Source organism: Paracoccus pacificus, assembly GCF_042680785.1.
Lineage (GTDB): Bacteria > Pseudomonadota > Alphaproteobacteria > Rhodobacterales > Rhodobacteraceae > Paracoccus > Paracoccus pacificus.
The window spans coordinates 483,133-509,220 of sequence record NZ_JBHUEN010000043.1 but is presented as its reverse complement, the minus strand read 5'-3'; the positions used below and the strand labels follow the sequence as shown (position 1 = coordinate 509,220).

The 26,088-nt window shown below is 65.7% G+C and carries 25 protein-coding genes and 1 pseudogene; 20 read left to right on the top strand and 6 right to left on the bottom strand.

Going from position 1 to position 26,088, the window contains the following annotated elements; genetic code table 11:
• Window positions 1-27: 27 nt before the first annotated feature.
• The 5 genes and pseudogenes from ACFSCT_RS14940 to ACFSCT_RS14920 form a co-directional block, all read left to right on the top strand.
• Window positions 28-252, top strand: a pseudogene (locus tag ACFSCT_RS14940) (ABC transporter permease); the annotation flags it as partial.
• Window positions 253-284: 32 nt separating this feature from the next.
• The gene (gene speB / locus ACFSCT_RS14935) at window positions 285-1,241 is read left to right on the top strand and encodes an agmatinase (RefSeq protein WP_379144005.1); all 957 of its coding nucleotides are present in this window, start codon (window positions 285-287) and stop codon (window positions 1,239-1,241) included.
• Between the two features lie 100 nt (window positions 1,242-1,341).
• Window positions 1,342-2,541 carry a M20 family metallopeptidase gene (locus ACFSCT_RS14930; RefSeq protein ID WP_379144003.1) on the top strand — a complete coding sequence of 400 codons (1,200 nt, stop codon included), beginning with the start codon at window positions 1,342-1,344 and terminating at the stop codon, window positions 2,539-2,541.
• 32 nt (window positions 2,542-2,573) lie between these two features.
• A complete protein-coding gene (locus ACFSCT_RS14925; RefSeq protein ID WP_379144001.1) occupies window positions 2,574-3,881 on the top strand; it encodes a class-III pyridoxal-phosphate-dependent aminotransferase in 1,308 nt (435 codons plus the stop codon).
• 10 nt (window positions 3,882-3,891) lie between these two features.
• Window positions 3,892-4,272, top strand: coding sequence for a nuclear transport factor 2 family protein (locus tag ACFSCT_RS14920; RefSeq protein WP_379144000.1), 381 nt, complete (start codon window positions 3,892-3,894; stop codon window positions 4,270-4,272).
• A gap of 651 nt (window positions 4,273-4,923) precedes the next feature.
• On the opposite strand, the gene ACFSCT_RS14915 is transcribed toward ACFSCT_RS14920, so the two are convergent.
• The 3 genes from ACFSCT_RS14915 to ACFSCT_RS14905 form a co-directional block, all read right to left on the bottom strand.
• Window positions 4,924-5,604, bottom strand: coding sequence for an ABC transporter permease (locus ACFSCT_RS14915; protein WP_379143998.1), 681 nt, complete (start codon window positions 5,602-5,604; stop codon window positions 4,924-4,926).
• Window positions 5,605-5,608: 4 nt separating this feature from the next.
• Window positions 5,609-6,277: an ABC transporter permease gene (locus ACFSCT_RS14910; RefSeq protein WP_379143995.1), complete on the bottom strand. Its 669-nt coding sequence runs from the start codon at window positions 6,275-6,277 to the stop codon at window positions 5,609-5,611.
• Window positions 6,278-6,443: 166 nt separating this feature from the next.
• Window positions 6,444-7,223, bottom strand: coding sequence for a transporter substrate-binding domain-containing protein (locus ACFSCT_RS14905; RefSeq protein ID WP_379143994.1), 780 nt, complete (start codon window positions 7,221-7,223; stop codon window positions 6,444-6,446).
• Window positions 7,224-7,498: 275 nt separating this feature from the next.
• On the opposite strand from ACFSCT_RS14905, the gene ACFSCT_RS14900 reads away from it, so the two are divergent.
• The 5 genes from ACFSCT_RS14900 (at window position 7,499) to ACFSCT_RS14880 (ending at window position 12,459) form a co-directional block, all read left to right on the top strand.
• Window positions 7,499-8,068, top strand: coding sequence for a helix-turn-helix domain-containing protein (locus tag ACFSCT_RS14900; RefSeq protein ID WP_379143992.1), 570 nt, complete (start codon window positions 7,499-7,501; stop codon window positions 8,066-8,068).
• A gap of 176 nt (window positions 8,069-8,244) precedes the next feature.
• A complete protein-coding gene (locus ACFSCT_RS14895; protein WP_379144402.1) occupies window positions 8,245-8,991 on the top strand; it encodes an amino acid ABC transporter ATP-binding protein in 747 nt (248 codons plus the stop codon).
• A gap of 40 nt (window positions 8,992-9,031) precedes the next feature.
• The gene (locus ACFSCT_RS14890) at window positions 9,032-10,555 is read left to right on the top strand and encodes an aldehyde dehydrogenase family protein (protein WP_379143991.1); all 1,524 of its coding nucleotides are present in this window, start codon (window positions 9,032-9,034) and stop codon (window positions 10,553-10,555) included.
• 35 nt (window positions 10,556-10,590) lie between these two features.
• Window positions 10,591-11,802, top strand: a complete 1,212-nt coding sequence (locus tag ACFSCT_RS14885) for a pyridoxal phosphate-dependent aminotransferase (RefSeq protein ID WP_379143990.1) — start codon at window positions 10,591-10,593, stop codon at window positions 11,800-11,802.
• Between the two features lie 450 nt (window positions 11,803-12,252).
• Window positions 12,253-12,459 (top strand): TOBE domain-containing protein, encoded by a 207-nt coding sequence (locus ACFSCT_RS14880; RefSeq protein WP_379143987.1) that lies wholly within the window; start codon window positions 12,253-12,255, stop codon window positions 12,457-12,459.
• Window positions 12,460-12,486: 27 nt separating this feature from the next.
• Here the strand turns inward: ACFSCT_RS14880 and ACFSCT_RS14875 are convergent, their stop codons facing one another.
• The 3 genes from ACFSCT_RS14875 to ACFSCT_RS14865 all read right to left on the bottom strand — a co-directional run bounded on the left by ACFSCT_RS14875 (window position 12,487) and on the right by ACFSCT_RS14865 (window position 16,080).
• Entirely contained in the window at window positions 12,487-13,857 is a 1,371-nt protein-coding gene (locus tag ACFSCT_RS14875) for an aspartate aminotransferase family protein (RefSeq protein ID WP_379143984.1), read from the bottom strand.
• 15 nt (window positions 13,858-13,872) lie between these two features.
• On the bottom strand, window positions 13,873-15,333 hold the full coding sequence (locus tag ACFSCT_RS14870) for an NAD-dependent succinate-semialdehyde dehydrogenase (RefSeq protein WP_379143982.1): 1,461 nt from the start codon (window positions 15,331-15,333) through the stop codon (window positions 13,873-13,875).
• Window positions 15,334-15,600: 267 nt separating this feature from the next.
• Window positions 15,601-16,080, bottom strand: a complete 480-nt coding sequence (locus tag ACFSCT_RS14865) for an Lrp/AsnC family transcriptional regulator (RefSeq protein ID WP_379143981.1) — start codon at window positions 16,078-16,080, stop codon at window positions 15,601-15,603.
• Window positions 16,081-16,152: 72 nt separating this feature from the next.
• Here ACFSCT_RS14865 and ehuR point away from each other — a divergent pair, with 72 nt between their 5' ends.
• The 10 genes from ehuR (at window position 16,153) to doeB (ending at window position 26,032) form a co-directional block, all read left to right on the top strand.
• Window positions 16,153-17,517: a MocR-like ectoine utilization transcription factor EhuR gene (gene ehuR, locus ACFSCT_RS14860; RefSeq protein WP_379143980.1), complete on the top strand. Its 1,365-nt coding sequence runs from the start codon at window positions 16,153-16,155 to the stop codon at window positions 17,515-17,517.
• Window positions 17,518-17,702: 185 nt separating this feature from the next.
• The gene (locus tag ACFSCT_RS14855; RefSeq protein WP_379143978.1) at window positions 17,703-18,713 is read left to right on the top strand and encodes a TRAP transporter substrate-binding protein; all 1,011 of its coding nucleotides are present in this window, start codon (window positions 17,703-17,705) and stop codon (window positions 18,711-18,713) included.
• A 223-nt stretch (window positions 18,714-18,936) separates the two neighbouring features.
• The gene (locus ACFSCT_RS14850; protein ID WP_379144401.1) at window positions 18,937-19,461 is read left to right on the top strand and encodes a TRAP transporter small permease; all 525 of its coding nucleotides are present in this window, start codon (window positions 18,937-18,939) and stop codon (window positions 19,459-19,461) included.
• A 3-nt stretch (window positions 19,462-19,464) separates the two neighbouring features.
• Entirely contained in the window at window positions 19,465-20,751 is a 1,287-nt protein-coding gene (locus ACFSCT_RS14845) for a TRAP transporter large permease (protein ID WP_379143977.1), read from the top strand.
• 9 nt (window positions 20,752-20,760) lie between these two features.
• Window positions 20,761-21,204: a universal stress protein gene (locus ACFSCT_RS14840; RefSeq protein ID WP_379143975.1), complete on the top strand. Its 444-nt coding sequence runs from the start codon at window positions 20,761-20,763 to the stop codon at window positions 21,202-21,204.
• 34 nt (window positions 21,205-21,238) lie between these two features.
• A complete protein-coding gene (locus ACFSCT_RS14835; protein WP_379143973.1) occupies window positions 21,239-21,928 on the top strand; it encodes a maleate cis-trans isomerase family protein in 690 nt (229 codons plus the stop codon).
• Window positions 21,922-22,875: a hydroxyectoine utilization dehydratase EutB gene (gene eutB / locus ACFSCT_RS14830; RefSeq protein WP_379143972.1), complete on the top strand. Its 954-nt coding sequence runs from the start codon at window positions 21,922-21,924 to the stop codon at window positions 22,873-22,875. The genes ACFSCT_RS14835 and eutB overlap by 7 nt, the downstream gene beginning before the upstream one ends.
• Window positions 22,872-23,831: a cyclodeaminase gene (locus ACFSCT_RS14825; RefSeq protein ID WP_379143970.1), complete on the top strand. Its 960-nt coding sequence runs from the start codon at window positions 22,872-22,874 to the stop codon at window positions 23,829-23,831. Before eutB ends, ACFSCT_RS14825 begins: the two co-directional genes overlap by 4 nt.
• 15 nt (window positions 23,832-23,846) lie before the next feature.
• Window positions 23,847-25,043 (top strand): ectoine hydrolase DoeA, encoded by a 1,197-nt coding sequence (doeA, locus tag ACFSCT_RS14820; RefSeq protein ID WP_379143968.1) that lies wholly within the window; start codon window positions 23,847-23,849, stop codon window positions 25,041-25,043.
• Window positions 25,040-26,032, top strand: coding sequence for a N(2)-acetyl-L-2,4-diaminobutanoate deacetylase DoeB (gene doeB / locus ACFSCT_RS14815; RefSeq protein WP_379143966.1), 993 nt, complete (start codon window positions 25,040-25,042; stop codon window positions 26,030-26,032). The genes doeA and doeB overlap by 4 nt, the downstream gene beginning before the upstream one ends.
• Window positions 26,033-26,088 lie beyond the last annotated feature (56 nt).

The window sequence follows — 26,088 nt, the reverse complement described above, 5'->3', positions numbered from 1 at the left end:
CAGCATGCTGGGGCCGTCGGGGTCGGGGTCTTCGCTTTCGCGACCTCTTTCGACGAGGTGGTGACGGTCATCTTCCTTGCCGATTACGACCAGCGCACCGCGCCGCGGCAGATGTGGGCGGGCATTCGCGAACAGATCAGCCCGACCATTCTGGCGATGGCGACGATCCTTCTGATGACGTCGCTTTTGCTGCTGACCGCGGTCGAACTGCTGCGACGCCGGACCGAGCGGATGACCGGCGCCGGCCACTGATTAACCCTTATAGACGATCCTCAGGAGATAACATGCTCGACAAGAACGATTTCCAACCCGTTGACGCCGCCGTCACCCCCCGTTTCGCCGATGTCGCGACCTTCCTGCGCACCCGGCGCCACGACATCCAGAAAGGCATCGACATCGGCCTGTGCGGGGTGCCGTTCGATCTGGGGCTGAACTACCGCTCCGGGCCGCGTCAGGGGCCGGCCGGCGTGCGCGAGGCATCGCGGATCATCCGCCGCATCCATCCGGTCAGCGGCATCCGGCCCTATGACATCGCGACCGTGGCCGATATCGGCGACGCGCCGATCAACCCGCTGAACAAGGATGAATCGATCGACCAGATTCAGGCCTATTTCGAGGCCGTGAAGGCCGCCGGCATCCGTCCCATCGCGATCGGCGGCGACCATACCATTCCGACCCCGATCCTGCGGGCGCTCGCCGCCGACCGGCCGGTGGGGATGCTGCATATCGACGCCCATGCCGATGTTCTGGACACGATGTGCGGCACCAAGGTCAACCACGCCACATTCATGCGCCGCGCTTATGAGGAAAAGCTGATCGACCCGAAGCGCGTCGTCCAGCTTGGCCTGCGCGGAAGCCGCTTCGGCGATGACGATGTGCAGTTCGGCTATGACAACGGCTATACCGTCATCACCCAGGACGATTACGAGGATATGGGCCGCGCGGCGGTGATCGAGAAGATCGGGGCCGTGCTGGGCGACGGGCCGTTCTATATCTCGCTCGACATCGACAGCATCGACCCGGCCTATGCGCCCGGCACCGCCGTTCCCGAAATCGGCGGCCTGCTGCCGCGCGATCTGCAGGTCATCATCCGCTCGCTTCAGGGCAAGGATCTGATCGGCGCCGATATCAGCGAGGTCGCGCCCTGCTATGACCCGACCGGCATCACCTGCGTCACCGCCGCGAACATGATGTTCGAAATTCTCTGCGTCATGGCCAAGGCGGTCGAGAAGGCGCGCTGACCCCAGCGCCGGCCCGGCTCCGGGCCGGCATTTCAAAAGATTGCTCCGACGCGATACGGATATGAAGGGCACGAATGTGAAGGACAGGGACGCGCAGAAGATGAACACCCAGACTGTTTTCGCCGCAATCGACGATGCGCTCGACACCGAAGCGATGGTCGCCGCCTGTCAGGAGGTCGTGCGCACCCCCAGCCTGTCCTTTGAAGAGGGCCCTGTCGCCCGGATCTTTGCCCGGCATCTGCAGGATCTGGGCTTCGACACGGTCGAAATCGACGCGAACGGCAACGTGATCGGTGTGCTGCGCGGCACGGGCAACGGCCCCTCGCTGATGGTGAACGGGCATATCGACCACGTGCCGACCGGCGACATGCAGGACCCGTTCAGCGGCGATCTGGTCGATGCCGCCCGCTGGGGCGAAACCGGGACCGCGATCTATGGGCGCGGAACCTGCGACATGAAGTGCAACGTCATGGCCAGCGCCTATGCCATCGCCGCGATCCGCAAGGCGGGGGTGCAGCTTCAGGGTGATGTCGTCTTTGTCGCCGATATCGGGGAAGAGGTCGATTCGCCCCTTGGCGTGCCCTCGGTGATCGCGCGGGGCGTGCGCGCGGATTTCGGCCTGAACACCGAATCCAGCCGCGGCCACGTCCATATCGGCCATCGCGGCAAGATCGACGTGGAGATCACCGTCCACGGCCGCACCTCGCACGCGTCCGAACCGGATAACGGCATCAACGCGGTGTTCGAGGCCGCGCCCTTCCTGACCGCCTTGCAGGACTATGCCACAAGGATGCGCGGCGACGATGTGCTGGGTCCGGCCACGGTTACGCTTATATCGATGAAATCGGCGCCCGATAACGGCACCGCCGTCGTGCCCGACCGCTGCGTGATCCGCGTCGACCGCCGCTATGTGCGGGGTGAAACGGCGGAATCATGCGAAGCCGAGTTGCGCGACATCCTAGACGGGATCGCGGCCGGCAATCCCGATTTCCGCTATGACCTGAATGTCGTCACCCATTATCCGCTGATGTGGGTCGCGCCCGACAGCCCGGTCGTGCTGGCCGCGCTGCGCGGACGCGAGGCCGTGACCGGCCGGGATGACGGCGTGGCCTCGTGGCGCTTTGGCGTCAACGGCACCTTCATGTGCGCCGCGGGCATCCCTACCGTGGGGCTTGGCCCGGGCAACGAGAAATGGGCACATACGCCGGACGAACACATCCTTGTCGCAGACCTGATCGAGGCCTGCCGCATCTGGACCCGCACCATCACCGAGGTCTGCGGCATCGCCGCCGCCCGCTGACCCATTCAACCGACGCTGGAAGGAGACATGACATGAGCAGATTGCTGCAAACCGGACTGAACGCGGGCAAGGACCCGGTGATCAAGGTGGTGGATGGCGAAGGGGTCTATTTCATCCTCGACGATGGCCGCCGCCTGATCGACGGCAGCAACACCGGCGGCCCTTTGGGCCACAAGCACCCGGTCATGGTCGAGGCGATGAAAAAGGCCGCCTCGAACCCGGTCATCAACGAGGGCTGGTTCTGGGCCGAGCGCGAAGCGGCCGCCGAGGATCTGATCAACATCGCATTCGGCGAGGAAAAGGGCTGGGTCGGCGCGGTGCGCTTTTTCCTCAGCGGCAGCGAGGCGAACGATCTGGCCCTGACCTTCTCGCAGGCGCTGACCGGGCGCAAGGAACTCGCCACGCGCGAGCGCGCCTATCACGGCATGGCCGGCCTTGCCCGCCAGATGACCGTGCAACCGCATTGGCATGGCGGTCTGGCGATCCGGGGCGGCGGCAGCAAGCCGGTTCCCCAGCAGGTCCCGGTCCAGATCATCCCGGCGCCCAGTGGTGCGCAATATGGCGGCTCGACCGACAACCGGCCGCTGGCCGAGCGCATGAAAGGAACCGAGGAAAAGCTGGCCGGGGTCGCGGCGACGATCATCGACTATACCCAGGGCGGCATCTATTACGACCCGGAATATCAGGATTACGTGGCCGCGGCCGCGCGCAATGCGGGCTCGCTGTGGATCGCCGACGAGGTGGTGACGGGGCTTGGCCGCAGCGGCCGCTGGTTTGCCTTTCAGGGCGGCGAGAGCCGGCCGGATATCGTCACGCTGGGCAAATCGCTGGCCGGCGGCTCGGCCCCGGCGGGCGCGGTGGTCATGTCCAAGGATATCGTCGACGAGATGAAGGACAAAAGCTGGCAGACCTACAGCACCTTCCGCGCCCACCCGAGCGCGGTGGCGGCGATCCGCGCCTATCTGTCGGTGATGGCCGATGGCGCCCTGATCCGTCGCGTTCAGGTGCTGGAGCAGCGGATGCGCGCCGGGCTGATGGAAATCGCCCGCAAGCATCCCAGCGTCGCCCGTGTCGACGGCTTCGGCCTGCACTGGACCGTGGAATTGCACGGGCCCGACTGGCGCAACTGGTATGCCGATACGGTCGAATCGCCGATCGCGTCCCGCGTCGCCGCCCGCGCGATCGAGGCCGGCGCGATCATCGGCACCAGCGGCGAGCAGACCTCGCTGTTCCTCGCGCCATCCTATATCATCTCGGACGAGGAACTGGACGGGCTGCTCGCGGCGCTGGATCACGGGCTGGACCTGGCGGACGCGGAATATGAACGCGGCGCGGCATAAGGGGACAGGCATGAACGGCACAACCGAAACCGCCGCCGATCGGGTCCGCGCCGCGACCCAGACCTATCTGGACGCGCTTTATACCGGCGACGTGGCGGGCTTCCGGCGGGTGTTCCATCCGCAGGCGCAGCTTTATTCGGCCACCGATGGCAAGCTGACCGCGCTGAACGTCGATGCCTATATGGAGCTTGTCGGCAACCGCCCCTCGCCCCGCGACAAGGGCGATACGCGGCAGGACGAGGTGATCTTGATCTCGGTCGGCAGCCCGACCACGGCGCATGTCCGCGTGCGCGATGTCTATCTACCGAAACGCTTCGTGGACGACCTGACCTTTGTGCTTCTGGACGGCGAATGGCGGATCGTTTCCAAGGTCTGGCATTACGACATCTGACCGATCCGGGCCCGGTCGCGCATGCCGCGCGATGCCCGGGCGCTCGGCGATCTGACCGGGGTGGCCGCCGTCGGGGGGCCACCTTTTTTGTGGCGCGGGGCGCTGATGCCCCGCCATCAGCCCGTGGCGAAACCGAGGGCCGCAACTTGCGCCGCGCGAGGTGCGCCATCGCCGACGATGGTTCGCCACATGTGGCGGACCCCTGATCCGCCCGATCCCGCCACGGGGCGGTTGATCGCCACGGTATACCTCCTTGGCGCCGATTCCTTGCCCTGCATTACCCCAGTGCCGGGCGAACACGACGCGCCGCGCGGGGGGCGGCGGCCATCATAGTCGCGACCGATGCGGCAATGGCGGGGCAGATGTGTCGCGCCCGCGACCGGCTACGCCGAAGCTGGTTCATTGGCACGATCAATGCCGCTTGCATCCCGATACGTCAGGAGGACCTGATTTATCGTCGATGCAATCGGGCGCATACCGAAATCGCGTCATCGACAAGCGTCCCGTCCGTGGGCACCCGCCAATCGGACCTTTCCCGGGAAGCGCCAAAACCGGCGCCGGTGGCTATCGCCCCCCGAAGCATATGCGCCTGAAACCTGCCCGCAAAGCCTTGCGGGTGCCGTTACGTCTGTGGGCAGGCGACGGCGGGGATCAGCGGCCGGGGATCGCCACGCGCCGCTCGATCCGCTTGAACAGCCAGCCGATCGCCGCCCCCATCAGCAGATAGATGATCCCGGCGATGAAGAAGGTCTCGAACGGCGCATAGCTGCGCGCCACAAAGACGCGCGCGGCGCCGGTCATTTCCATCACCGTGACCACGCTGGCCAGTGTCGAGCTTTTCAGCACCAGAATGAACTCATTGCCGATGGTCGGCAGGATCGACCGATAGGCCTGCGGCAGGATCACCCGCGCCAGCAGCGAGGCCCGGTGAAGGCCAAGCGCGTGGCCGGCCTCCCACTGGCCTTTCGGCAGCGCGCGGATGCCGCCGGCGATGATTTCCGCCGAATAGGCGGCCGAGTTCAGCCCGATGGTCAGGATCGCGCAGTAAAGCGCGTTGCGCAGCACCGGCCACAGGAAACTGTCGCGGACCGCCTCGATCTGGGCCAGCCCGTAGTAGACGATGAACAGCTGGACCAGCAGCGGGCTGCCGCGCAGCAGGAACGTATAGACCGAGGCCGGAAACCACAGCCAGCGGCGCGGCGATATCAACGCCAGCGCCAAGGGCAGCGCGACGATCTGGCCCAGCACAAAGCTGGCGACGGTGATAAGGATGGTCAGCCAGACCCCGGAGCCGACGGCATCGAAAGCGGGCTGGAAAAGATCGGGTGACATGGTTCTACCTTCCCGCCGGGGCAAGCTGGCGCCCGTAGGCGCCCAGCATCAGCGTCGATACCGCGGTGACGGCCACATAAAGCCCCCCGGCGGTCAGATAGAAGGCCAGCGGCTCATGCGTGGCCCCGGCGGCGATGACGGATTTGCGCATCAGCTCCTCCAGCCCGACGACCGAGACCAGCGCGCTGTCCTTGAGGCAGATCAGCCATTGATTGCCAAGCCCGGGCAGCGCACGCCGCATCATCTGCGGCAGGATCACCAGCCGGAACACGCGCGGGCGCCGAAGACCAAGCGCCATCGCGGCCTCCCACTGGCCTTGCGGAACGCTCAGCAGCGCGCCGCGCAGGATCTCGGTCAGATAGGCCGCCGAAACGGTGCTGAGCGCGGCGATCCCGGCGGTCAGCGCGTCAACCTCGACATAGCGGCCGGCAACGCCGGTCAGAAGGACGGTGCCGCCATAGAAGATCAGGAAGATGATCAACAACTCCGGCAGACCCCGGATCAGCCCGACATAGCCGGCGATGGCCAGCCTTAGCCAGCGGGGGCCGAATATGGCCAGCGGCGCAAGGATCAAAGCCGCCATCAGGCCGATGGCGAAGCTGCCAAGCGCGACCATCATGGTCACGCCAAGCCCGGCCGCCAGTTGGGGGAAATATTGAATGACCTGCTGCATTCAGCCGGACCTTTCCTGTGCTGCGGCGCATGGCCCGCGTCGAAAGGATGGGAAAAGCCGGGATCCGCGAAAGAACCGCCGGGCATATCGAAGCCACGGCCGGTCGGCCAAGCGATCCCGAAACGGCAAGGCGCGCCCCCTGCGGCCGCGCCCTGTCATCACCCGGTTACTGCTTCGAGATGTCGTAGCCGAACCACTTCTCGGACATCGCCTTGATCGAGCCGTCGGCGCGCATGGCGGTGATCGCGTCGTCGATCCTTTTCTTCAGATCGTCCTTGCCCTTGCCAAGGGCGATGCCCTGCCCCTGACCCAGTTCGACGAAATCGGCGCTGCTCAGCAGCGGACCGGCATAGACCAGCTTGTCGGCGCCGCGTTCCGCGACCAGCGGCTCCCACGAGGCACGCTCCATCAGCCCGGCATCAAGGCGCCCGGCCACAAGATCGTCGGCGATCTGATCGGTCCGGTCATAGATCTTCAGCGTCGCATCGGGAAAATTCGCCCGCAGCGCCTGTTCATGGGTGGTGCCGGTCTGAACGCCGACGGTGGCGCTGCCCAACTGGGTTTTCAGGTCGGCGACCGAGGTTGCCCCGGCGGCGGCGCTTCCCGCCGGAACCACGAAGGCATTTGGCGCATCGGCATAGGCGGTCGAGAAATCGACCTTCTGCGCGCGCTCGTCGGTGATCGAAACGGCCGAGATGACGGCATCGAACCGGCCGATCTGCAAGCCCGGCAGCAACCCGTCGAAAGACTGGTTCTGCCAGACGCAATCGGCCGCGATCCGCTTGCACACCTCGTCGCCGAAATCCTTGTCGAAGCCGACGATCTGGCCCGCGGCGTCGACGGATTCCCACGGCGGGTAATCGGCGCTGCTGCCGATCCGTATCTCCTCGGCGCCGGCGGCGGTGGTCAGCATGACCAGCATAAGCGCGGTGGCTGTCTTGTACATGGAAGCTCCCTTCGTTGGATTATGGGTTATTGTTGTTCTTGTTGTTCTTGTTGTTCGGGCCGATCTGCCGCGCGAAGCCCCCGGCGCGCCCTCGGGACCCGCCTGCGACCGCCGATGCGAGCGCTTGCCGCTTTGTTGAGCATTGTCGCTTCCTGTGGCATCAGACCCCCGGGCAGTCGGCAATATTCCATCCATGGGTCCCGCGGGTGATACGGCGGCCCAAAGGTTTGGATTGCTGTTGATGACGCGTGACTTTACGACGTAAAAGGAAGTTTATGGGCAATATATTGCGCAGTCAAGAGGATGTGGATGTGTTGGCGCATGTGGCGGACAACCTGCGCCGGCTGCGTGCTGCCGCCGGGCTGAATCAAAGCGCGCTGGCAAAGGTCTCGGGCGTCAGCCGGCGCATGATCGTGGCGGTCGAAGGTGGTGACGCCAACATCAGCGTCTCCAGCCTCGACAAGCTGGCGGCGGCCATCGGCGTGCCGTTCGTGGAACTGGTGCGCGATCCGTCCCGCGACACGCGCGAGAACATCAACGCCGTGACATGGCGCGGCACCAACCCGCAAAGCATGTCGGTGCTGATGGCCGCAGTTCCCGCCACAAGTCAGGCCGAATTATGGAGTTGGACCCTGGGACCGGGCGAGCGATACGAGGCCGAACCCGATCCGCAGGGCTGGCACGACATGATCGTGGTGACCGAAGGCGTGCTGACGCTGGAACTGGCCGGCGCGTCCAAGGATTACGCGCCCGGCGGGTTCGCCGTCTACAGCTCGGCCCGGCCCCATGCCTTCGTCAACCACACCGACAAGGACGTGAAATTCTTCAGGAATACCATCTCCTGACCCCTTCCGCCCCCGGCACACTTGACTGTGCAATATATTGCGCATAATGCTGCGAACAGAACAGACCCGGCAGCGGGGGCGGAAATCCTCGCGACAGCACGGGCGACCTGTCGGGGAGGACGGGAATGACCATGAACCTTTCGGCAGAGGCCGCAACCGGCGCGAATGTCGTGGAAATGCCGCGACCCGCGACCGAGGCGATCCGCATCACCGGCCTTAACAAATGGTATGGCACCTATCACGCGCTGAAGAACATCAACCTGTCCGTCAACAGCGGCGAGCGGATCGTCGTCTGCGGGCCCTCCGGCTCGGGCAAGTCGACCATGATCCGCTGCATCAACCGGCTGGAGGAGCATCAGTCCGGCCAGATCATCGTGGACGGTGTCGAACTGACCGGCGAGATGAAGAAGATCGACGAAGTGCGCCGCGAAGTCGGCATGGTGTTCCAGCATTTCAACCTGTTTCCGCACCTGACCATCCTTGAAAACTGCGTGCTGGCACCAATGCGGGTGCGCAAGCTGTCGCGCGCCAAGGCCGAGGAAATCGCCATGCATTTTCTGACCCGGGTCCGCATTCCCGATCAGGCGCGGAAATATCCCGGGCAGCTTTCCGGCGGCCAGCAGCAGCGGGTGGCGATCGCGCGGGCCTTGTGCATGAAGCCGAAGATCATGCTGTTCGACGAGCCGACATCGGCGCTTGACCCGGAAATGGTCAAGGAAGTGCTGGATACGATGGTCACGCTTGCTGAAGAAGGCATGACCATGATCTGCGTCACCCATGAGATGGGCTTCGCCCGTCAGGTCGCGGACCGGGTGATCTTCATGGACCGGGGCGAGATCGTCGAGGTGAACGCGCCGGACCGGTTCTTCGGGAACCCCGCCCATGAACGTACGAAACTGTTTTTGGACCAGATCCTGCACTGAACGCAAAAAGCGCGGCCGCGCGCCGCCCAGAAGGGAAAACATGCCGATGGATCAGGCGATCGACAGCTATTTCAAGACCTTCTCGGTCCCGCCCGAGGTCGTCGCCTTCGTCAGCCGGCCCATCGGACATTTCATCGACGGTCGCGAAACCGCCGTCGCGGGCGCCGAACTGGATCTGGTCGAGCCCTTCACCCGCCGCCGTCTGACCGGCCTTGTCAACGGAACCGCCGCCGATGCCGACCGCGCCGTCCGCGCGGCCCGGGGGGCGCTTGAAGGACCGTGGGGCCGGATGCCGGCGCTGGAACGGCAAAGGCTGATCCTGCGGCTGGCCGACACGCTTGAGGCCGATGCCGAATTTCTTGCCCATCTGGAAGCGATCGACGTGGGCAAGTCCATCTCGGACGCGCGCGCCATCGACGTGCCGGGCGCGGTGGCGAATTTCCGTTATTTTGCCGGCTGGAGCAGCAAGCTGGACGGTCGCACCGCCGGGGCGGTGGCGCTGCCGGGCGAGACGCTGACCTATACGGTCAAGGAACCGGTGGGCGTCGTCGCGGCCATCGTGCCGTGGAACTTTCCGCTTCAGACGCTGGCGTGGAAACTGGCGGCGGCGCTTGCCTGCGGCTGCACGGTGGTCTGCAAGCCGTCCGAACTGACCCCGCTTTCGGCGATGCGGCTGGCGCAACTGGCCAGCGAGGTCGGCTTTCCCGATGGCGTCATCAACGTCGTCAACGGCCTTGGCCACGTCATCGGTCAGGCGCTTGCCGCCCATCCCGGCGTCGACAAGCTAAGCTTCACCGGCTCGACCCCGGTCGGCAAGGCGGTCGGCAAGACCGCGCTGGATACGATGAAGCGGCTGACGCTGGAACTGGGCGGCAAGTCGCCGGTCATCGTCACCGATCGCGCCGATCTGGGCCGTGCGGCCGAGGCGATTCTGGCGGGCATCTTCCTGAACTCGGGCCAGGTCTGCGATGCCGGCTCGCGCGTCTATGTGCAGGACGGCGTTCACGACGCGCTGGTCGAGCGGTTGCGCGCCGGGGCCGAGGCGCTGACGCTGGGGCCCGGGCTGGACCCAGCGGCCCGGATCACGCCGCTGATCTCGGGCGCGCATCGCGACCGCGTGCTGGACCATATCGCCAGCGCCCATTCCGAGGGCGCGAAGCTGGTCACCGGAGAGCCGGGGACCGGCACGCGGCGCGATGACGGCATCCTGCGCCCGACGATCTTCGATGAATGCGCCGAAACCATGCGCGTCTTTCGCGAGGAAATCTTTGGCCCGGTGCTGGGGATCAGCGCCTTCACCACGCTGGACGAGGCCGTCGCCCGCGCGAATTCCGGCGACTTCGGTCTGGCCGCGGCGGTCTATTCCGGCGATGTCGATGAAACCATCCGGCTGTCGCGACGACTGCGGGCCGGGAATGTCTATATCAACGCGCATGGGCTGATCGACCCGGCGATGCCCTTTGGCGGTCTCGGCGCCTCGGGCTTTGGCAAGGATATGGGCCCGGAACAGCTTGACGGCTTCCTGTCCACGAAAAGCATCTATGTGCAGGTCGGGACAGCATGAAGCGCTTCGCCGCAACGAAACCGCAGGAGGGGACGATGGCAGACGGTTCGCCGCAGGATCCGGGCAGCGGCAAGCGGCCCGGTTTTTCGATCCATACACAGGCGGTCGCCGGTGAGGGCGCGGCCGGCTGGGCCGTCGCCGATGCGGCGGCCGGGGCGCTGGAACGGGGCGACGATGTGGTCAGCCTGTGTCTTGGCGATACATCCTTTGACACGCCCGAACGCATCTCGGACGCGGCGATCCGCAGCCTGCGCGCGGGCCGCACCCATTACGCGCCGGTTCCGGGCACCTCGGACCTGCGTCGCAACATCGCCGCCGCGCAAGGCCGCTTTGACGGGCAGCACTGGACCGGCGACGAGGCGGTGGTTTTCGGCGGCGCGCAGAACGCGCTTTTCGCGGCGATCATGACCGTGGCGGGCCCGGGCGAGGAGGTGCTGTTCCTTGAACCGTGGTATGCCACCTATGAGGCCACGATCCGCGCCGGCGGGGCGATCGCAAAGCCGGTGCGCCCGGCGCTGGATGCGCCCGTGAAGATCACCGAAACCCTGCTGGTCGAGGCGATCACTGATCGCACCCGCGCGATCCTGCTGAACTCGCCCAATAATCCCGGCGGCTATGTGCTGGAACCTCGGGACGTTCAGACCGTGGTTCAGGTCGCGCGGCGCTTCAACCTGTGGATCATCAGCGACGAGGTCTATCGCAGCACCGTCTTTGACGGCGCGTTCCTTTCCCCCGCCGCCCTGCCCGGCGGGCGCGAGCGCACGATCATCGTGAACAGCCTGTCGAAATCCCATGCGATGACCGGCTGGCGGGTGGGCTGGACGCTTGCGCCGCCGGAGGCGGCGGCGCATCTGCAAAACCTTGCCCAATGCATGCTGTTCGGCTCTCCCACCTTCGTTCAGGACGCCGCCGCCGTCGCGCTGGAACCGCCGGGCGATGCCGAGATGGCCTTTTTCGCCGATGAGTTGCGCAAGCGGCGCGACCTGATGTGCGACCGGCTTTCCGCCATCGCGCCGATCCGCTTTGCCCGACCGGGCGGGGGCATGTTCTGTTTCGCCGATGTCGGCGCGACCGGCATGTCGGGGACCGTGTTCGCCGAACGGCTGTTCAGCGCCGAGGGGCTGGCGGTAGTGCCGGGCATCGCCTTCGGCCCGCATATGGGCGGCTTTATCCGTCTGTCATTCTCGGGCGCGGAAGCGACGATCGAGGACGGGATGGCGCGGCTGGCGCGGTTCTGCGGCGGCTGAGTTTTCCCCGGCATTGCATTCCTCCGCGACCGGCGCCCGTCGACTTTTCGCGCCTGTAAACGCGCGTGGGGTAGCCGCCTGGAGTTCGCGCCACCCTGCGTCCCACTGGCCGGATCGGTGGTCAGGCGCAGTAGGAAACCCGCTGTCATCCACCAACCCAATGTCGGATGGATCAGCCGGTATCGCCGCCGATGGCCTGCGCCTCGCTCGGTTTACGCGCGGGGACGGCGTTGCGGAACGGCCCCGGTTCGGGAACCCGTCCGGCGTCCGGCCATACACCACGGCCGCCCCTATTCGCCGCCGATGATCGTGGTCGCCTTGGATGGCGCGCCGGTCGCGGATCGACGAGCGGTTCCGGGAACGAAAGGCCGACGGCTGTACGTCGCGGATCGCTTCGCTATAACCTTCGGACAGACCCGTCGGTCGGTTTGCAAGGAAAAGGAATCCGCCATGAAAATCAGCGCCCGCAATCGCATCAAGGGAACCGTCGCCTCGATCACCCGTGGCGCGGTGACCAGCCATGTCGTGCTTGACGTCGGCGGCACCCCCATCACCGCCGCGATCACCAATGAGGCGGTGGATGAACTGGCCCTGAAACAGGGCGAGACCGCCTATGCCGTGGTCAAGGCCAGCGATGTGATGATCGGCAAGGACTGATCGCCGGCGGTCGCCGGGGGTGGCGGGTTATCCCAGCACCTCGGCGATCGCGTCCCGTGTCGCCGCGACGATCTGATCCGCCTCGGCCCGGGTCAGGCACAGGGGCGGGGCAAGGCCGATGATGTCGCCCTGCGGCATGGCGCGCGCGATGACCCCGCGTCCAAGCATGGCGGCGACGACCTTGGCGCCCCTGCCCTCGGCCGCGTCAAAGAACCGCCGGCTGTCGCGGTCGGCGACAAGCTCGACCGCGCAAAGCATGCCAGCGCCGCGCACCTCGCCGACGTTCGGGTGATCGCCAACCGCATCCTGCATGGCCCGGTTCAGATAGGCGCCGACCTCGGCCGCATTCTTCACAAGACCCAGATCGTCGATCAGCTTCAGGTTGGCGATACCGGCTGCGGCGCCGATCGGATGGGCGGAATAGGTCCAGCCATGGCCGAACACGCCGTTTTCATCGGTGCCGCGCATCAGCCCGTCCCAGACACGCTGCCCGACGATGCTGGCCGACAGCGGCGCATAGGCCGAGGTCAGCCCCTTGGCGCAGGTGATCAGATCGGGCCTTATGCCATAGGGGTCACTGCCGAACATCGCGCCCAGACGGCCAAAGCCGGTCACCACCTCATCGGCGATCATGAGAATGTCGTGACGGTCCAGCACGGCCTGAATTGCCGGCCAGTATCCGGCCGGCGGCGGCACGATCCCGCCGGTGCCAAGCACCGGCTCGCCGATGAAGGCGGCAATCGTGTCCGCACCTTCGGCGGCGATCAGCGCCTCGAGCCTTGCGACGCAATGGGCGGTGAAATCGGCCTCGCTCATCGCCGGATCGGGGCGGCGATAGTAATAGGGCGCCTCGGTATGGATCACCTGCGACAGCGGCAGGTCGAATTTCTTGTGAAACAGTTCCAGCCCGGTCAGGCTGCCGGTCATCAGGCCCGACCCGTGATAGCCCCGCCAGCGGCTGATGATCTTTTTCTTTTCGGGCCGGCCAAGGATATTGTTGTAATACCAGACCAGCTTGATGTTCGTTTCATTGGCGTCCGATCCGCCCAGCCCGAAATAGACCCGGGCCATGCCCTTGGGCGCGCGGTCCATCACCATCTTGGCCAGGGTGATATTCGCCTCGGATCCATGACCGGCATAGGCGTGGTAATAGGCCAGCTCTTGCGCCTGATCGGCGATCGCCTCGGCGATTTCGGGGCGGCCATAGCCCACGTTGACGCAGTAAAGCCCGGCGAACCCGTCGAGCAGGCGGTTACCGTCGCGGTCGGTGATGAACACGCCGTCGCCGCCCTGAATGATGCGCTGCGGACCTTCACCCCGGGCGAACTGGCCAAGATTGGTCGACGGGTGGAAAAAGCTTTCGCGGTCCCATTTCGCCAGTTCGTCATTCGTCAGCATCGCACGCTCTCCTGTTCATGCCCAATCGCGGCAGACATATTTGATGTCGGTAAAAGCCTCCAAACCCTGCCGCGCGCCTTCGCGGCCAAGGCCGGACTGTTTCATCCCGCCAAACGGGATCGGCGCGCCGGTTACCTTGGTGCGGTTCACCGCGACCATGCCGTATTGCAGGGCGCGGGTCAGGCGATAGATGCGGCGCGGATCGAGACTGTGGACATAGGCGATCAGCCCGTATTCGCTGGCATTGGCGCGGGCGACGACCTCATCCTCGGTGTCAAAGACCGACAGCGCGGCCACCGGGCCAAAGGTTTCCTCGGACATGATCGCGGCGCTGTCGGGCACGTCGGCCAGCACCGTCGGGCGGAAGAACAGCGGGCCTAGCGCCGTGTCGACCTCGCCGCCGGTCAGAATGCGTGCGCCACGGGCCACGGCATCGCGCACATGGGCCTGTTGCTTGGCGATCTGGCGGTCGTGGATCAGCGGGCCGACATCGGGATCGTCCATGCCGGGGCCAAGCGTCAGCTTTCCGACCGCCGCGGTGAACCGCGCGCAGAATTCGTCATAGATCGGGCGGTGGATATAGAAGCGGTTGGCGCCAAGACAATCCTGGCCCGAGGTGGCGAATTTCGCCTTGACCGCCTCGGTCACGGCGCGGTCCAGATCGGCGCCCTTGAAGACGATGAAAGGCGCATGGCCGCCAAGCTCCATCACCAGTCGCTTCACCGTGTCGGCGGACTGGCGGTAGAGCAACCGCCCGATCTCGGTCGAGCCGGTGAAGGACAGGGCGCGGACCCGGGGATCGGCCGTCCATGCGCCGACGATGGTGGCGGCCTCGCCGACCACGGTATTCACCACGCCGGCCGGAAATCCCGCCCGCCGCGCCAGCACGGACAGCGCAAGCGCCGACAGGGGCGTTTCGGCCGATGGATGGATGACGACCGTGCAGCCCGCCGCCAAAGCCGCCGCCGCCTTGCGGGTGATCATGGCGCAGGGAAAATTCCACGGCGTAATCAGCGCCGCCACACCGACCGGTTCGCGCCAAAGCTCCATCTCGGCATCGGGCAGGTGGCTGGTCACGCCCTCGATGTTCGGGCGCAGGGCTTCTTCGGCGTAGAATTGCACGAAGCTCGCGGCATAGTCGATCTCGCCCCGGGCCTCGCCGATCGGCTTGCCCTGTTCGGCCACCATGATGCGGGCGAGGTCATTTTTGGCGGCAAGGATCAGCCCATGCCAGCGATGCAGGATCGCCGCACGGCTTTGGGGCAGCAGCGCCGACCAGCCGGGAAACGCGCCCTGCGCGGCATCGACCGCTGCCCGCGCGCCGGTCGCATCGCTGATCGCGACCCGCGCCACCGTTTCGCCGCTGGCGGGATCGCGCACGGCCAGTCGCCCATTCCCGGCGAAATCGCCCGCATCGGCCAACAGATCGGCATCGGCCAGTTGTCCGGCCAGTCTGGTCTGTGGTTCATCCAGCATCGCGACCTTCCCTGTTGCAGGGAGGATGCGGGCGGGAATTGCGAGTATTTCGCTGAATGTCAGCGGGCAGGCAGAGGAATCCTCTTATTCATGCGCTGCCCCGCGAGAAATCTTCGGCATATGCGTTGGACCAAGGACCGCGCCCGACCCTGAGAGGGCGCGGCCCGCGCTGGCCGCACAGGCCGAGGGTTGGCCATCGCACCCACGATAACCTTGAAATGCCCAAGTTCGCGAGGCGCGGTCCGCGTTGATCACTCGGGCCGAAACTCAGGAACCCAACAGCCCCAGCGCCGGCGGCAGATCCTTGACCGGCTTGGTCACGATATAGCTGAAATAGCGCCGCACCCCTGCCCGGCTTTCCAGCATGCCGTCCATCAGTTCCTGAAACGCCGCGACATCTCGGGCGACGACCTGCATCAGATAGTCATAGCCGCCGCCGATCGCCCAGCAGCCGGTGACTTCGGCCATCCGGGCGACCACACGCTCGAAGGTCTGAAAGCTTTCGGCCCTGTGGCTGTCCAGTTCGACGGTGACGAAAACCTGAACATGGGGACCCAGCAGCGCAAGATCTATCTCGGCCCGGTAACCCCGGATCAGCCCCGCCCGTTCCAACCGTTTCATCCTTTCCCAACAGGGGGTTGGGGACAGGTTCACGCGGGCCGCGAGTGCGGTCTTGGCGATGCGCCCTTCGCGGGCCAAGGTGGCCAGAATGGCGATGTCGCGATCATCAAGACGGGTCCGGTTCATCCCGTCTTGTTCCCGCGCGCAGGACCGGTTGTCAATCTGGACAACCGGACCCGGCGCGGCGAAGCTGCGGCCATGTCGCACTGGCCGCTCAATCGCTCGGACATTACCCGCCCGGCCTATCGCAGTCTGGCGCAGGGCATCGCCGCCGCCATCGACGCCGGCAATCTTCGCCCGGGCGACCAACTGCCGCCGCACCGCGATCTGGCCTGGAGGCTGGGCATATCGGTCCAGACCGTCAGCCGCGCCTATGAGGAACTGATCCGCGCCGATCTGGTCTCGGGTCAGGTGGGACGTGGCAGTTTCGTGAAATCCGGACCGCGCGAAACCGTCGAAGTGCCGTGGTATCGCGCCGTCGCCGGGCGCCAGCCGATCGACCTGTCGATGATGACGCCGGTCAGCCTGCCGATGATCGCCGAGGCGTGGCGCGAAACGCTGTCGCGGGTGGCCGCCCGTTTGCCGGACCCGGCCATGCTGTCCTTTCGCCCCCGCCAGACGATGACCCGCTATGCCGGCATGGCGGCAAGTTGGCTTGCCCGTTGCGGCTTGGTGGTGCCCGCCAACCGCATTGTGATCACCAACGGCACCACGACCGCCATGTATGTGGCCATGTCGACGGTCATCCGTCCCGGCGACATCATCGCCACGGAAAGCTCGACCTGCCACACGCTGAAGCCCGCTGCGCAATATCTGCACGCCCAGTTGCGCGGGATCGCAGGCGACGAACGCGGCATGCTGCCGGGTGCGCTGATCGAGGCGGCGCGCGCCGCGGCCGGGCGCATGACCTCGGTGTTTCTGCTGCCCTCGGGCGGCGGACCCTTCGCCCGGATCATCGACCGCGAGCGCCGCGAGGCGCTGGCCGCCGCCGCCGTCGAGGCCGGTCTGACGATTCTGGAAAACGACGCGACGGGCCCGGTCTCGCCCCGCCGGCCGCCGCCGATTTCCAGCTTTGCGCCCGAGCATGGTTTTTATTTCACCGGCCTGTCAAAATGCCTGTCGCCGGGGATGCGTCTGGGTTTTCTGGTCATGCCGGATCGACTGGTCCAGCAGGCCATGAACCGGCATCTGTCGGTGGCGTGGATGGCGACGCCCCTGATCGCCGAGATCGCCATGGACTGGGTCGAGACCGGCATTGCCGACCGGCTTCTGATCGCGCAGCGGACCGAACTGGCCCACCGGAATCGCGTTGCGTCGCGGCTGCTTGGCGGAAAAAGCCAGGGCTTTCCGCATGGGTTGCACCGCTGGTTGCGCCTGCCCGACGGGACGAATGAACGGGCGCTTCTGGCCGATGCGCTGCGTCACGATGTGGCGCTGGCCCCGGGCGCGGGTTTCGCAATCACCGACACCCGTCCGGCGCTGCGGGTCAGCCTTGGCGGGGCCAGCCACGCCGATCTGGAACAGGGGCTTACCACGCTGGCGCAACTGCTGCCGCAGGAATAGGCGCGCCGTGCCGTGGCCGGGCTTTCGCGGCTCCAAAAATTGTCATGATTTAATATAAAAATTGACTTGTATTGGCTTTCCCCCTTTTTTTCAGGGCCAGCCGGACCGGGCGCGACGCCAGCAGAATCCGGCAAACCAGAGGCCAGCGGACCAACGGGAACCGCCGGCCCAGAACAGGAGGAATCATGAATTACAAAGCCATTACCGCCGCCAGCCTATGCGCCCTGATGCTGGGTGCGGGCGCCGGCGCCGCCGAAACATGGCGCTATGCCTTTGAAGAGGCGATGGATGAGGTGCAGGGCAAATTCGCGCAGAAATTCAAGGAAGAGGTCGAGGCGAACTCGGATAACGAAGTCCAGCTTTTCCCCTTTGGCACGCTGGGCGAATCGGCCGATATCATGGAACAGGCCCAATCGGGCATCCTGCAATTCGTCGACCAGTCCCCGGGTTTCACCGGCGCGCTGATCCCCGAGGCGCAGGTTTTCTTCGTCCCCTACCTGCTGCCCGCCGATGAGGGTCAGCTTATTAAATTCTTCCGCGACTCCAAGGCGATACACGAGCTTTTCCCGCCACTTTACGCCGATCAGGGGCTGGAGCTTCTGACCATGTTCCCCGAAGGCGAGGTGATGATGACCACCACCAAACCGATCGCCGGCCCCGCGGACCTGAACGAGGTCAAGTTCCGGGTCATGACCAACCCGCTGCTGGTCGCAAGCTATCAGGCATTCGGCGCCACCCCGACGCCGCTGCCGTGGGGCGAGGTTTACGGCGCGCTTCAGACCGGCATCATTCAGGGTCAGGAAAACCCGGCCTTCTTCATCGAATCGACCAAGATGTACGAGGTCGCGAACAACATCACCCGGGCCGGGCATAACAACTTCACCACCGCGGTGATGGCCAACAAGGAATTCTTCGACGGGCTTTCCGACGCCGACAAGACCGTGGTCCGGAACGCCATCGCGGCAGCCTTCGACTATACCGTCGATTATCAGTCCGGTCTGACCGAAACCTCGCTGCAAAAGATCAAAGAGGCCAGACCGGACGTCACCATCACCACTTTGACCGAGGAACAGCGCGCGCCCTTCAAGGCAACCGCCGCCGCGGTCGAGGCCAAGTTTCTGGAAATCGGCGGTCCGCAAGCCAAGCCCATCCTTGACCAGATGAAGGCCGATCTGGCCGCCGCAGCCGGAAACTGACCGGCGGATCGGGTCCATGGGGCGCCGCCGCGCGCGCCCCGGACCCGACCTGCTTGGCACCGATGTGCCCCCATGTCCCCTACAAGGCAGGCGTTTCATGACACCCGATGACAAGCGCGCCGTCGCACCCGATCCCGATCTGATCGCAGGCGCCCAGATTGCCGCCGTCGATGACGACATCGACGATTCGAAATATGTCTCGGGTCTGCCGGGCGTTCTGGGAATGATCGACGTGGCCATCGCCCGGATCGAGGCGGTCTTGCTGGCCGCCGGCGTCCTGCTGATGGCCGTCAACACGATGGCCAATGTCGTCGGTCGCTACGTGCTGGGCGAAAGCATCTTCTTTTCCGAGGAACTCAATCAGGCGCTGATCATCCTGATCACATTTGCCGGTATCTCTTATGCCGCGCGTCATGGCCGCCATATCCGCATGTCGGCCTTTTTCGATGCGGCACAGTTCCGGTGGCGCAAGGCGCTGATGATCGCGATCGCGGTGGTGACGGCGGCGATCATGTTCCTGTTGACGTGGTATTCGTTCGATTATCTGCTGACCCAGATGCGCCGGGGGCGGCTGCTGCCGGCGCTTCAGATTCCGCAATGGTGGATCATCGTCTGGGTGCCGCTGGGGTTCTTCCTGACCGGCCTGCAATACACGCTGGCCGCGATCAAGAACCTGATCGACCCGAATATCTGGCTGTCGACCAGCACGCTGGAAGGCTATGACACCAGCGCGGAAGAGGAGGTCTGACCCATGACCTACGCCATTTTCGGCAGCATGATCGGGCTTTTGCTGCTGGGCTTTCCGATGATGATCCCGCTGCTGGTCGGGGCGCTGATCGGGTTTGTGGGGTTGTTCGGCGGCTTTGGCCAGTTGGATACGATGGTGCAGCAGATCCTTGCCGGCATCCGCCCGGCCAGCCTGATCGCCGTGCCGATGTTCATCTTCGCCGCCGACATCATGACGCGCGGCCAGTCGGCCAACCGGCTGATTGATCTGGTCATGGCCTTTGTCGGCCATATCAAGGGCGGGCTTGCGATTTCGACCGCGGCCGCCTGCACGCTGTTCGGCGCGGTGTCGGGATCGACGCAGGCGACGGTGGTGGCGGTGGGCGGCCCGTTGCGGCCGCGGATGCTGAAAGCCGGGTATAACGACAGTTTCGTTCTGGCGCTGATCATCAACGCCTCGGACATCGCCTTTCTGATCCCGCCCTCGATCGGGATGATCATCTATGGCGTCGTCTCGGGCACCTCGATTTCCGAACTGTTCATCGCCGGGATCGGGCCGGGCCTTCTGATCCTGCTTCTGTTCTCGGTCTACGCCTATGTCTACGCGGTGCGGAACGATGTCCCGACCGAGCGCCGGGCGACATGGGGGGCACGCGGCGCGGCGCTGCGCCGGGCGCTTTGGCCGCTGGGCTTTCCGCTGATCATCGTCGGCGGGATTTATGGCGGCATCTTCTCGCCGACCGAGGCCGCCGCCGCCTGCGTCCTCTATGCGCTGTTTCTGGAGATGGTGGTTTTCCGCGAGATGACGCTGCGCCAGCTTTATCAGACCGCCAAATCGACCGGGCTGATCACGGCGGTGGTCTTTATCCTGATCGGCGCCGGTGCGGCCTTTAGCTATGTCATCAGCTTCGCGCAGGTCCCGCAGGCGATTCTGGGCGCCATCGGCATTGACGGCATGGGGGCTTACGGTGTCCTGTTCACGATCTCGATCGCGTTTTTCGTCGGCTGCATGTTCGTCGATCCGATCGTGGTGATCCTGATCCTTGTCCCGATCTTCGCGCCGGTGGTGAAGTCGGTCGGCATCGACCCGGTTCTGGTCGGCACGATCATCACGCTGCAAGTCGCCATCGGATCGGCCACGCCGCCCTTTGGCTGCGACATCTTCACCGCCATCGCGATCTTCAAGCGCCCCTATGCCGAGGTCGTGCGCGGCACCCCGCCCTTCATCTTCATGTTGCTGCTGGTGTCGGTGCTGCTGATCTTCTTCCCGCAGATCGCGCTGTTCCTGCGCGACCTCGCCTTCGCGAAATAGGGGGCGGCGATGTTTCAGAAAATCCTTCTCGCCTATGACGGATCGGTCGGCTCGGACCGGGCGCTGGAAAAGGCCACCGAACTTGCCCTGCTGACGGGGGGTGAGCTTGCGGTTCTGACCGTCTATCGCCACCACGCCATGCTGGAGGCGTCCATCTCGATGGTGCGGGGCAAGCTGGATCCGGGCGGCAATCTGGACGAGACGATGAAGACCACGGCGCGCGAAACCGCCGACCACGCCAAGACCCGGGCCAAGGCGGCCGGCGTCAGAAAGGTCACCGCCTCGATCAAGGCCGGGCCGCCGGCGCGGACGATCGTTTCCGTCGCCCGGGAAAAAGGCGTCGATCTGATCGTCGTCGGCTCTCGGGGGCTCGGCTCGGCCGAAGGGTTCCTGCTGGGCTCGGTCAGCCACAAGGTCACCGGGCTGGCCGATTGCCCGGTGCTGGTGGTCTGAATTGGATCCCCGCGTTCCAAACCCCGACCCGGTCATGCGCTTTGGTCTGATCGCATTGGCGACCGATCTGACGACCGAGCGCGATGCCGCACGGCTGATGCCCGCGGGCACGGCGCTGCACGTGACCCGCATCGCGTTTCAAAATCCGACCACCCCCGAAAATCTTCGCGCGACCGGCCCCGGCCTGCGCGCTGCGGCCGAACTGCTGGTGCCCGAGGTGCCGCTCCGCGGGATCGGTTTCGCCTGCACCTCGGCGGGCGCGGTGCTGGGCGATGAACTGCCCGCGCTGATCGGTGACAATCGCGCGCCGATCACCACCCCGGCCGGCGGTGCCGTGCGCGCGTTGCGGGCGATGGGGCTGACACGCATCGCGTTGATGACGCCCTATCTGCCGCAAACCACCGTGCCCGTGGCGCAGTATTTTCAGCAGCGCGGCTTTGAAATCGTCAGCACCCATTCGCTGGGCCATGCCGATGACCGCGACATGGCGCGGCTGGACGGCGCCACCCTGATCAAGGCCGCGCGCGCCGCCGATCATCCCGACGCACAGGCGGTGTTCATGTCCTGCACCGCGTTATCCGCCCTTGACGTCATCCCGCTGCTCGAGGCGTCGCTGGGCAAGCCGGTCCTGTCGGCGAACCTGTCGCTTTACTGGGCGATGCTGGATCAGGCGCGGATCGCCGCCGCCGGACCCTATCGCATCATGGCGGTGCGCACATGGTGACGGCCAAGGACATACGCGCCGCGCAGCCTCGCATCCGGGACATCGTGCGCGAGACGCCGATGAAACCGTCGGCCAGCCTGTCGCGGCTGATCGGGGGGCCGGTCTGGCTGAAATGCGAACATCGGCAGGAAACTGGGGCCTTCAAGCTGCGCGGGGCGGCGAATGCAGTCGCGCGCTTGGGCAAGGTCGCGGGTGTCACCACTGCCTCGACTGGAAACCATGGCCGGGCGCTGGCCTATGCGGCGCGGGCCAAGGGGATACCGGCGGTGATCTGCGTCTCGGCGCTCGTGCCCCGGAACAAGCTGGAGGCGATCGCGGCGCTTGGGGCCGAGGCGCGCGTCATCGGCACCAGTCAGGACGCGGCCTTCGAGGAAGCCCTCCGCTTGCAACGGGATGCGGGTTTCGCGCTGGTCCCGCCTTTCGACCATGCAGACGTGATCGCCGGTCAGGGCACGCTGGGGCTGGAGATCCTTGGGTCATTGCCGGATGCGGCGGCGATCGCGGTGCCGTTGTCGGGCGGCGGTCTGCTTGCCGGCGTGGCGGTTGCGGCCAAGGCCGTGAACCCGGATCTGCGCATCATCGGGATCAGCATGGAACGCGGCGCCGCAATGGCAGCCAGCCTGAAGGCGGGTCATCCGGTCGAGGTCCGGGAGCTACCGACGCTGGCCGATAGTCTGGGCGGCGGCATCGGGCCGCAGAACCGCCTGACCTTTCGGATGGTGGGTGATCTGATCGACGAACTCATCCTGCTGTCCGAGGCCGAGATCGCCGCCGGAATCCGCCATCTTGCGCTGGAGGACGGCGAGACGGTCGAGGGCGCGGCCGCCGTCGGCGCGGGCGCGATCCTTGCGGGCAAGCTGCGCGGACCGTTTCCGCTGGTCCTGATCCTCTCGGGCGGCAATATCGACCCGTCCCGCCACGCCGAGATCGTCGCGGGCGGCGCATGAGCGATATTCTGATCCTGTCCGAAGAACAGTTGCGCGGCCGCATTCATCTGGATGCCGCACTGATCGACGTGATCGAAAACGCCTTCGCCGCCTTGGCCGGTGATGCGGTGGTGATGCCGCCGGTCCTGTCCATGCACCTGCCGCAGGTGAATGGCGAGGTGGATGTGAAAACCGCCTTCGTTCCGGGGTTGCCGGGCTTTGCGGTCAAGATCTCACCGGGGTTTTTTGACAATCCGGCCAAGGGGCTGCCGTCCACGTCGGGGTTGATGGTGGTGCTTTCGACGGAAACCGGGCGGGTGCGGGCGGTGCTTCTGGACAACGGCTATCTGACCGATCTGCGCACGGCCGCCGCCGGCGGAGTTGCGGCGCGGCATCTGTCGCGGCCGGACGCCAGCCGCGTCACGATCATGGGCGCCGGGGTGCAGGCGCGCCTGCAACTTCGCGCGCTGCAGATCGTCCGGCCGATCACCGCGGCGACGATCTGGGCGCGCGATCCGGCCAAGGCGGTGGCGCTGGCCCAGCAGATCACGCGCGACGGCTTGCCCGCCCGCGCCGAAACCGATCCGCGCGCCGCCGTCGCGGGTGCCGATATCATCGTCACGACCACGCCCGCCACCGCGCCGATCCTGCGGGCCGAATGGTTACAACCCGGTCAACATGTCACCGCCATGGGCAGCGACCAGCCCGGCAAGAACGAGCTTGACCCCACGGCGCTGGCCCGCGCCGATCTGTATGTCGCCGACCGCCTTGCCCAAACCCGGATCATGGGGGAACTGCGGGTCGCGATTGACGCGGGCGTCCTCTCGCCGCCCTTCGCCTTCCCCGAACTTGGGCAGATCATCGCCGGCCAACACCCGGGCCGCAGCACAGACGCGCAGATCACCATCGCCGACCTGACCGGAACCGGCGTTCAGGACACCGCCATCGCCAGCCACGCGCTGAGCAAATTCGCCTAAAAAAGGGGGCCCCCGATGCCAGAGCTTCAGCGCAGCGCCGAACGTTTCACCACCGCGGAATATAGGGCCCGGCTGGCCCGCACACGCGCGGCGATGGCCGAAGGCGGGCTGGATATGCTGATCGTGAGCGATCCCTCGAACATGGCGTGGCTTTCCGGCTATGACGGCTGGTCGTTCTATGTGCATCAATGCGTGGTGATCGGCCCCGACGGACCGCCCGTCTGGTTCGGCCGCGGGCAGGATGCGAATGGCGCGCTGCGCACCGTCTGGATGTCGGATGACAACATCATCGGCTATCCCGACCATTACGTTCAATCGACCGAGCGGCACCCGATGGATTATCTGGCCGCGCAACTGACCGACCGGGGCTGGCATCGCGGCACGATCGGGGTCGAGATGGACAATTACTGGTACTCGGCCCGCGCGCATGAGCGTCTGCAGGCGGGCCTGCCGGACGCTGCGTTCCGGGACGCCACCGCCCTGGTCAACTGGCAGCGCGCGGTAAAATCCGCCCAAGAGCTCGACTATATGCGCAAAGCCGCCCGTATCGTCGAGCGGATGCACCAGCGCATCGCCGACAAGGTTCAGGTCGGGATGCGCAAATGCGATCTGGTTGCCGATATATACGACGCCGGCCTGCGCTTTGACCCGGCGACCGGGATCGGCGGAGATTACGCGGCGATCGTGCCGCTTTTGCCCTCGGGGCCCGATGCGGCCGCCCCGCATCTGACCTGGGACGACCTGCCCATGCGGCCGAACGAGGGCACGTTCTACGAACTCGCCGGGTGTTATCACCGCTATCACTGCCCGCTGTCCCGCACGGTTTTCCTTGGCAAGCCGCCCGCCGCGATGATCGAGGCCGAAAAGGCCGTGCTTGAAGGCATGGAGGCCGGTCTGGACGCCGCCCGCGCCGGCAATACCTGCGAGGATATCGCCGTCGCCTTCTTCAGCGTTCTGGACCGCCACGGCATCGTCAAGGACAACCGCACCGGCTATGCCATCGGCCTGTCCTATCCGCCGGACTGGGGCGAGCGCACGATGTCGCTGCGCCGGGGGGACCGCACCGAATTGCGGCCGGGCATGACATTCCACTTCATGTCCGGTCTGTGGATGGAGGATTGGGGCTATGAGACAACCGAATCGATCCTGATCACCGAGGGTGCGGCCGAAACATTCTGCAACCTGCCCCGGAAGATGCTGGTCAAAACATGAACGCCAACCCGATCCGCCCGACGATCCCGCTGGACCAGCCCGGCAAAGCGCATGGCTTTCTGCGACTGCCCCATAGCCGCAATGACAGCGCATGGGGCTCGGTCATGATTCCGGTCACGGTCATCGCCAACGGCGCGGGTCCCACGGCGCTTTTGACCGGGGCCAATCACGGCGACGAATACGAAGGACCGATCGCGCTTCAGACCCTTGCGTGGGAAATCGAGCCTGCCGAGGTCAGCGGGCGGATCATCATCATACCTTATCTGAACTTTCCGGCGTTCCGGGCCGGCACCCGGGTCAGCCCGATTGATCAGGTCAACATGAACCGCGCGTTCCCGGGGCGCCCGGACGGCACCGTCAGCCAGAAGATCGCCAGTTACGTGAACGATGTGCTGCTGCCGATGGCCGATATCGTGCTGGATTTTCATTCGGGCGGTAAGACGCTGGATTTCCTGCCCTATGCCGCCGCGCATTACCTTGATGACAAGGATCAGGAAGCCGCCTGCGTCGCCGCCGTTCGGGCTTTCGGGGCGCCCTATGCGATGATGATGCGCGAGATTGACGCCGTGGGCATGCTTGACACCGCCGCCGAGCAGCAGGGCAAGGTCTTTGTCACGACCGAACTTGGCGGCGGCGGGACGGCGACCGCGCGCTCGGCCGGGATCGCCACGCGGGGGGCGCGAAACCTGCTGCGTCACGCGGGCATTCTGTCGGGCGGGCTCGAGATGCGGGGCGAAAGCCAGATGCTCGATATGCCGGGCGACGACTGTTTTCACTTCGCGACCCGTGACGGGCTGTTGCAACCGCTGGCCGATCTGGGCGACCCGGTTCGGGCCGGTCAGCCGATCGCGCGGATCTGGCCCGCCGACCGCAGCGGTATCGCCCCGACCGAGGTGCCGGCCAACCGCGACGGCATCCTTGCCGCGCGGCATTTCCCGGGTCTGGTACAGGGCGGCGACTGTCTGGCGGTCATCGCGGTTCTGGTCTGATATCCCCGGATTTTGTCCCCACGTGGTCCAAATTCATCCAAAACCCGCCTATTTCG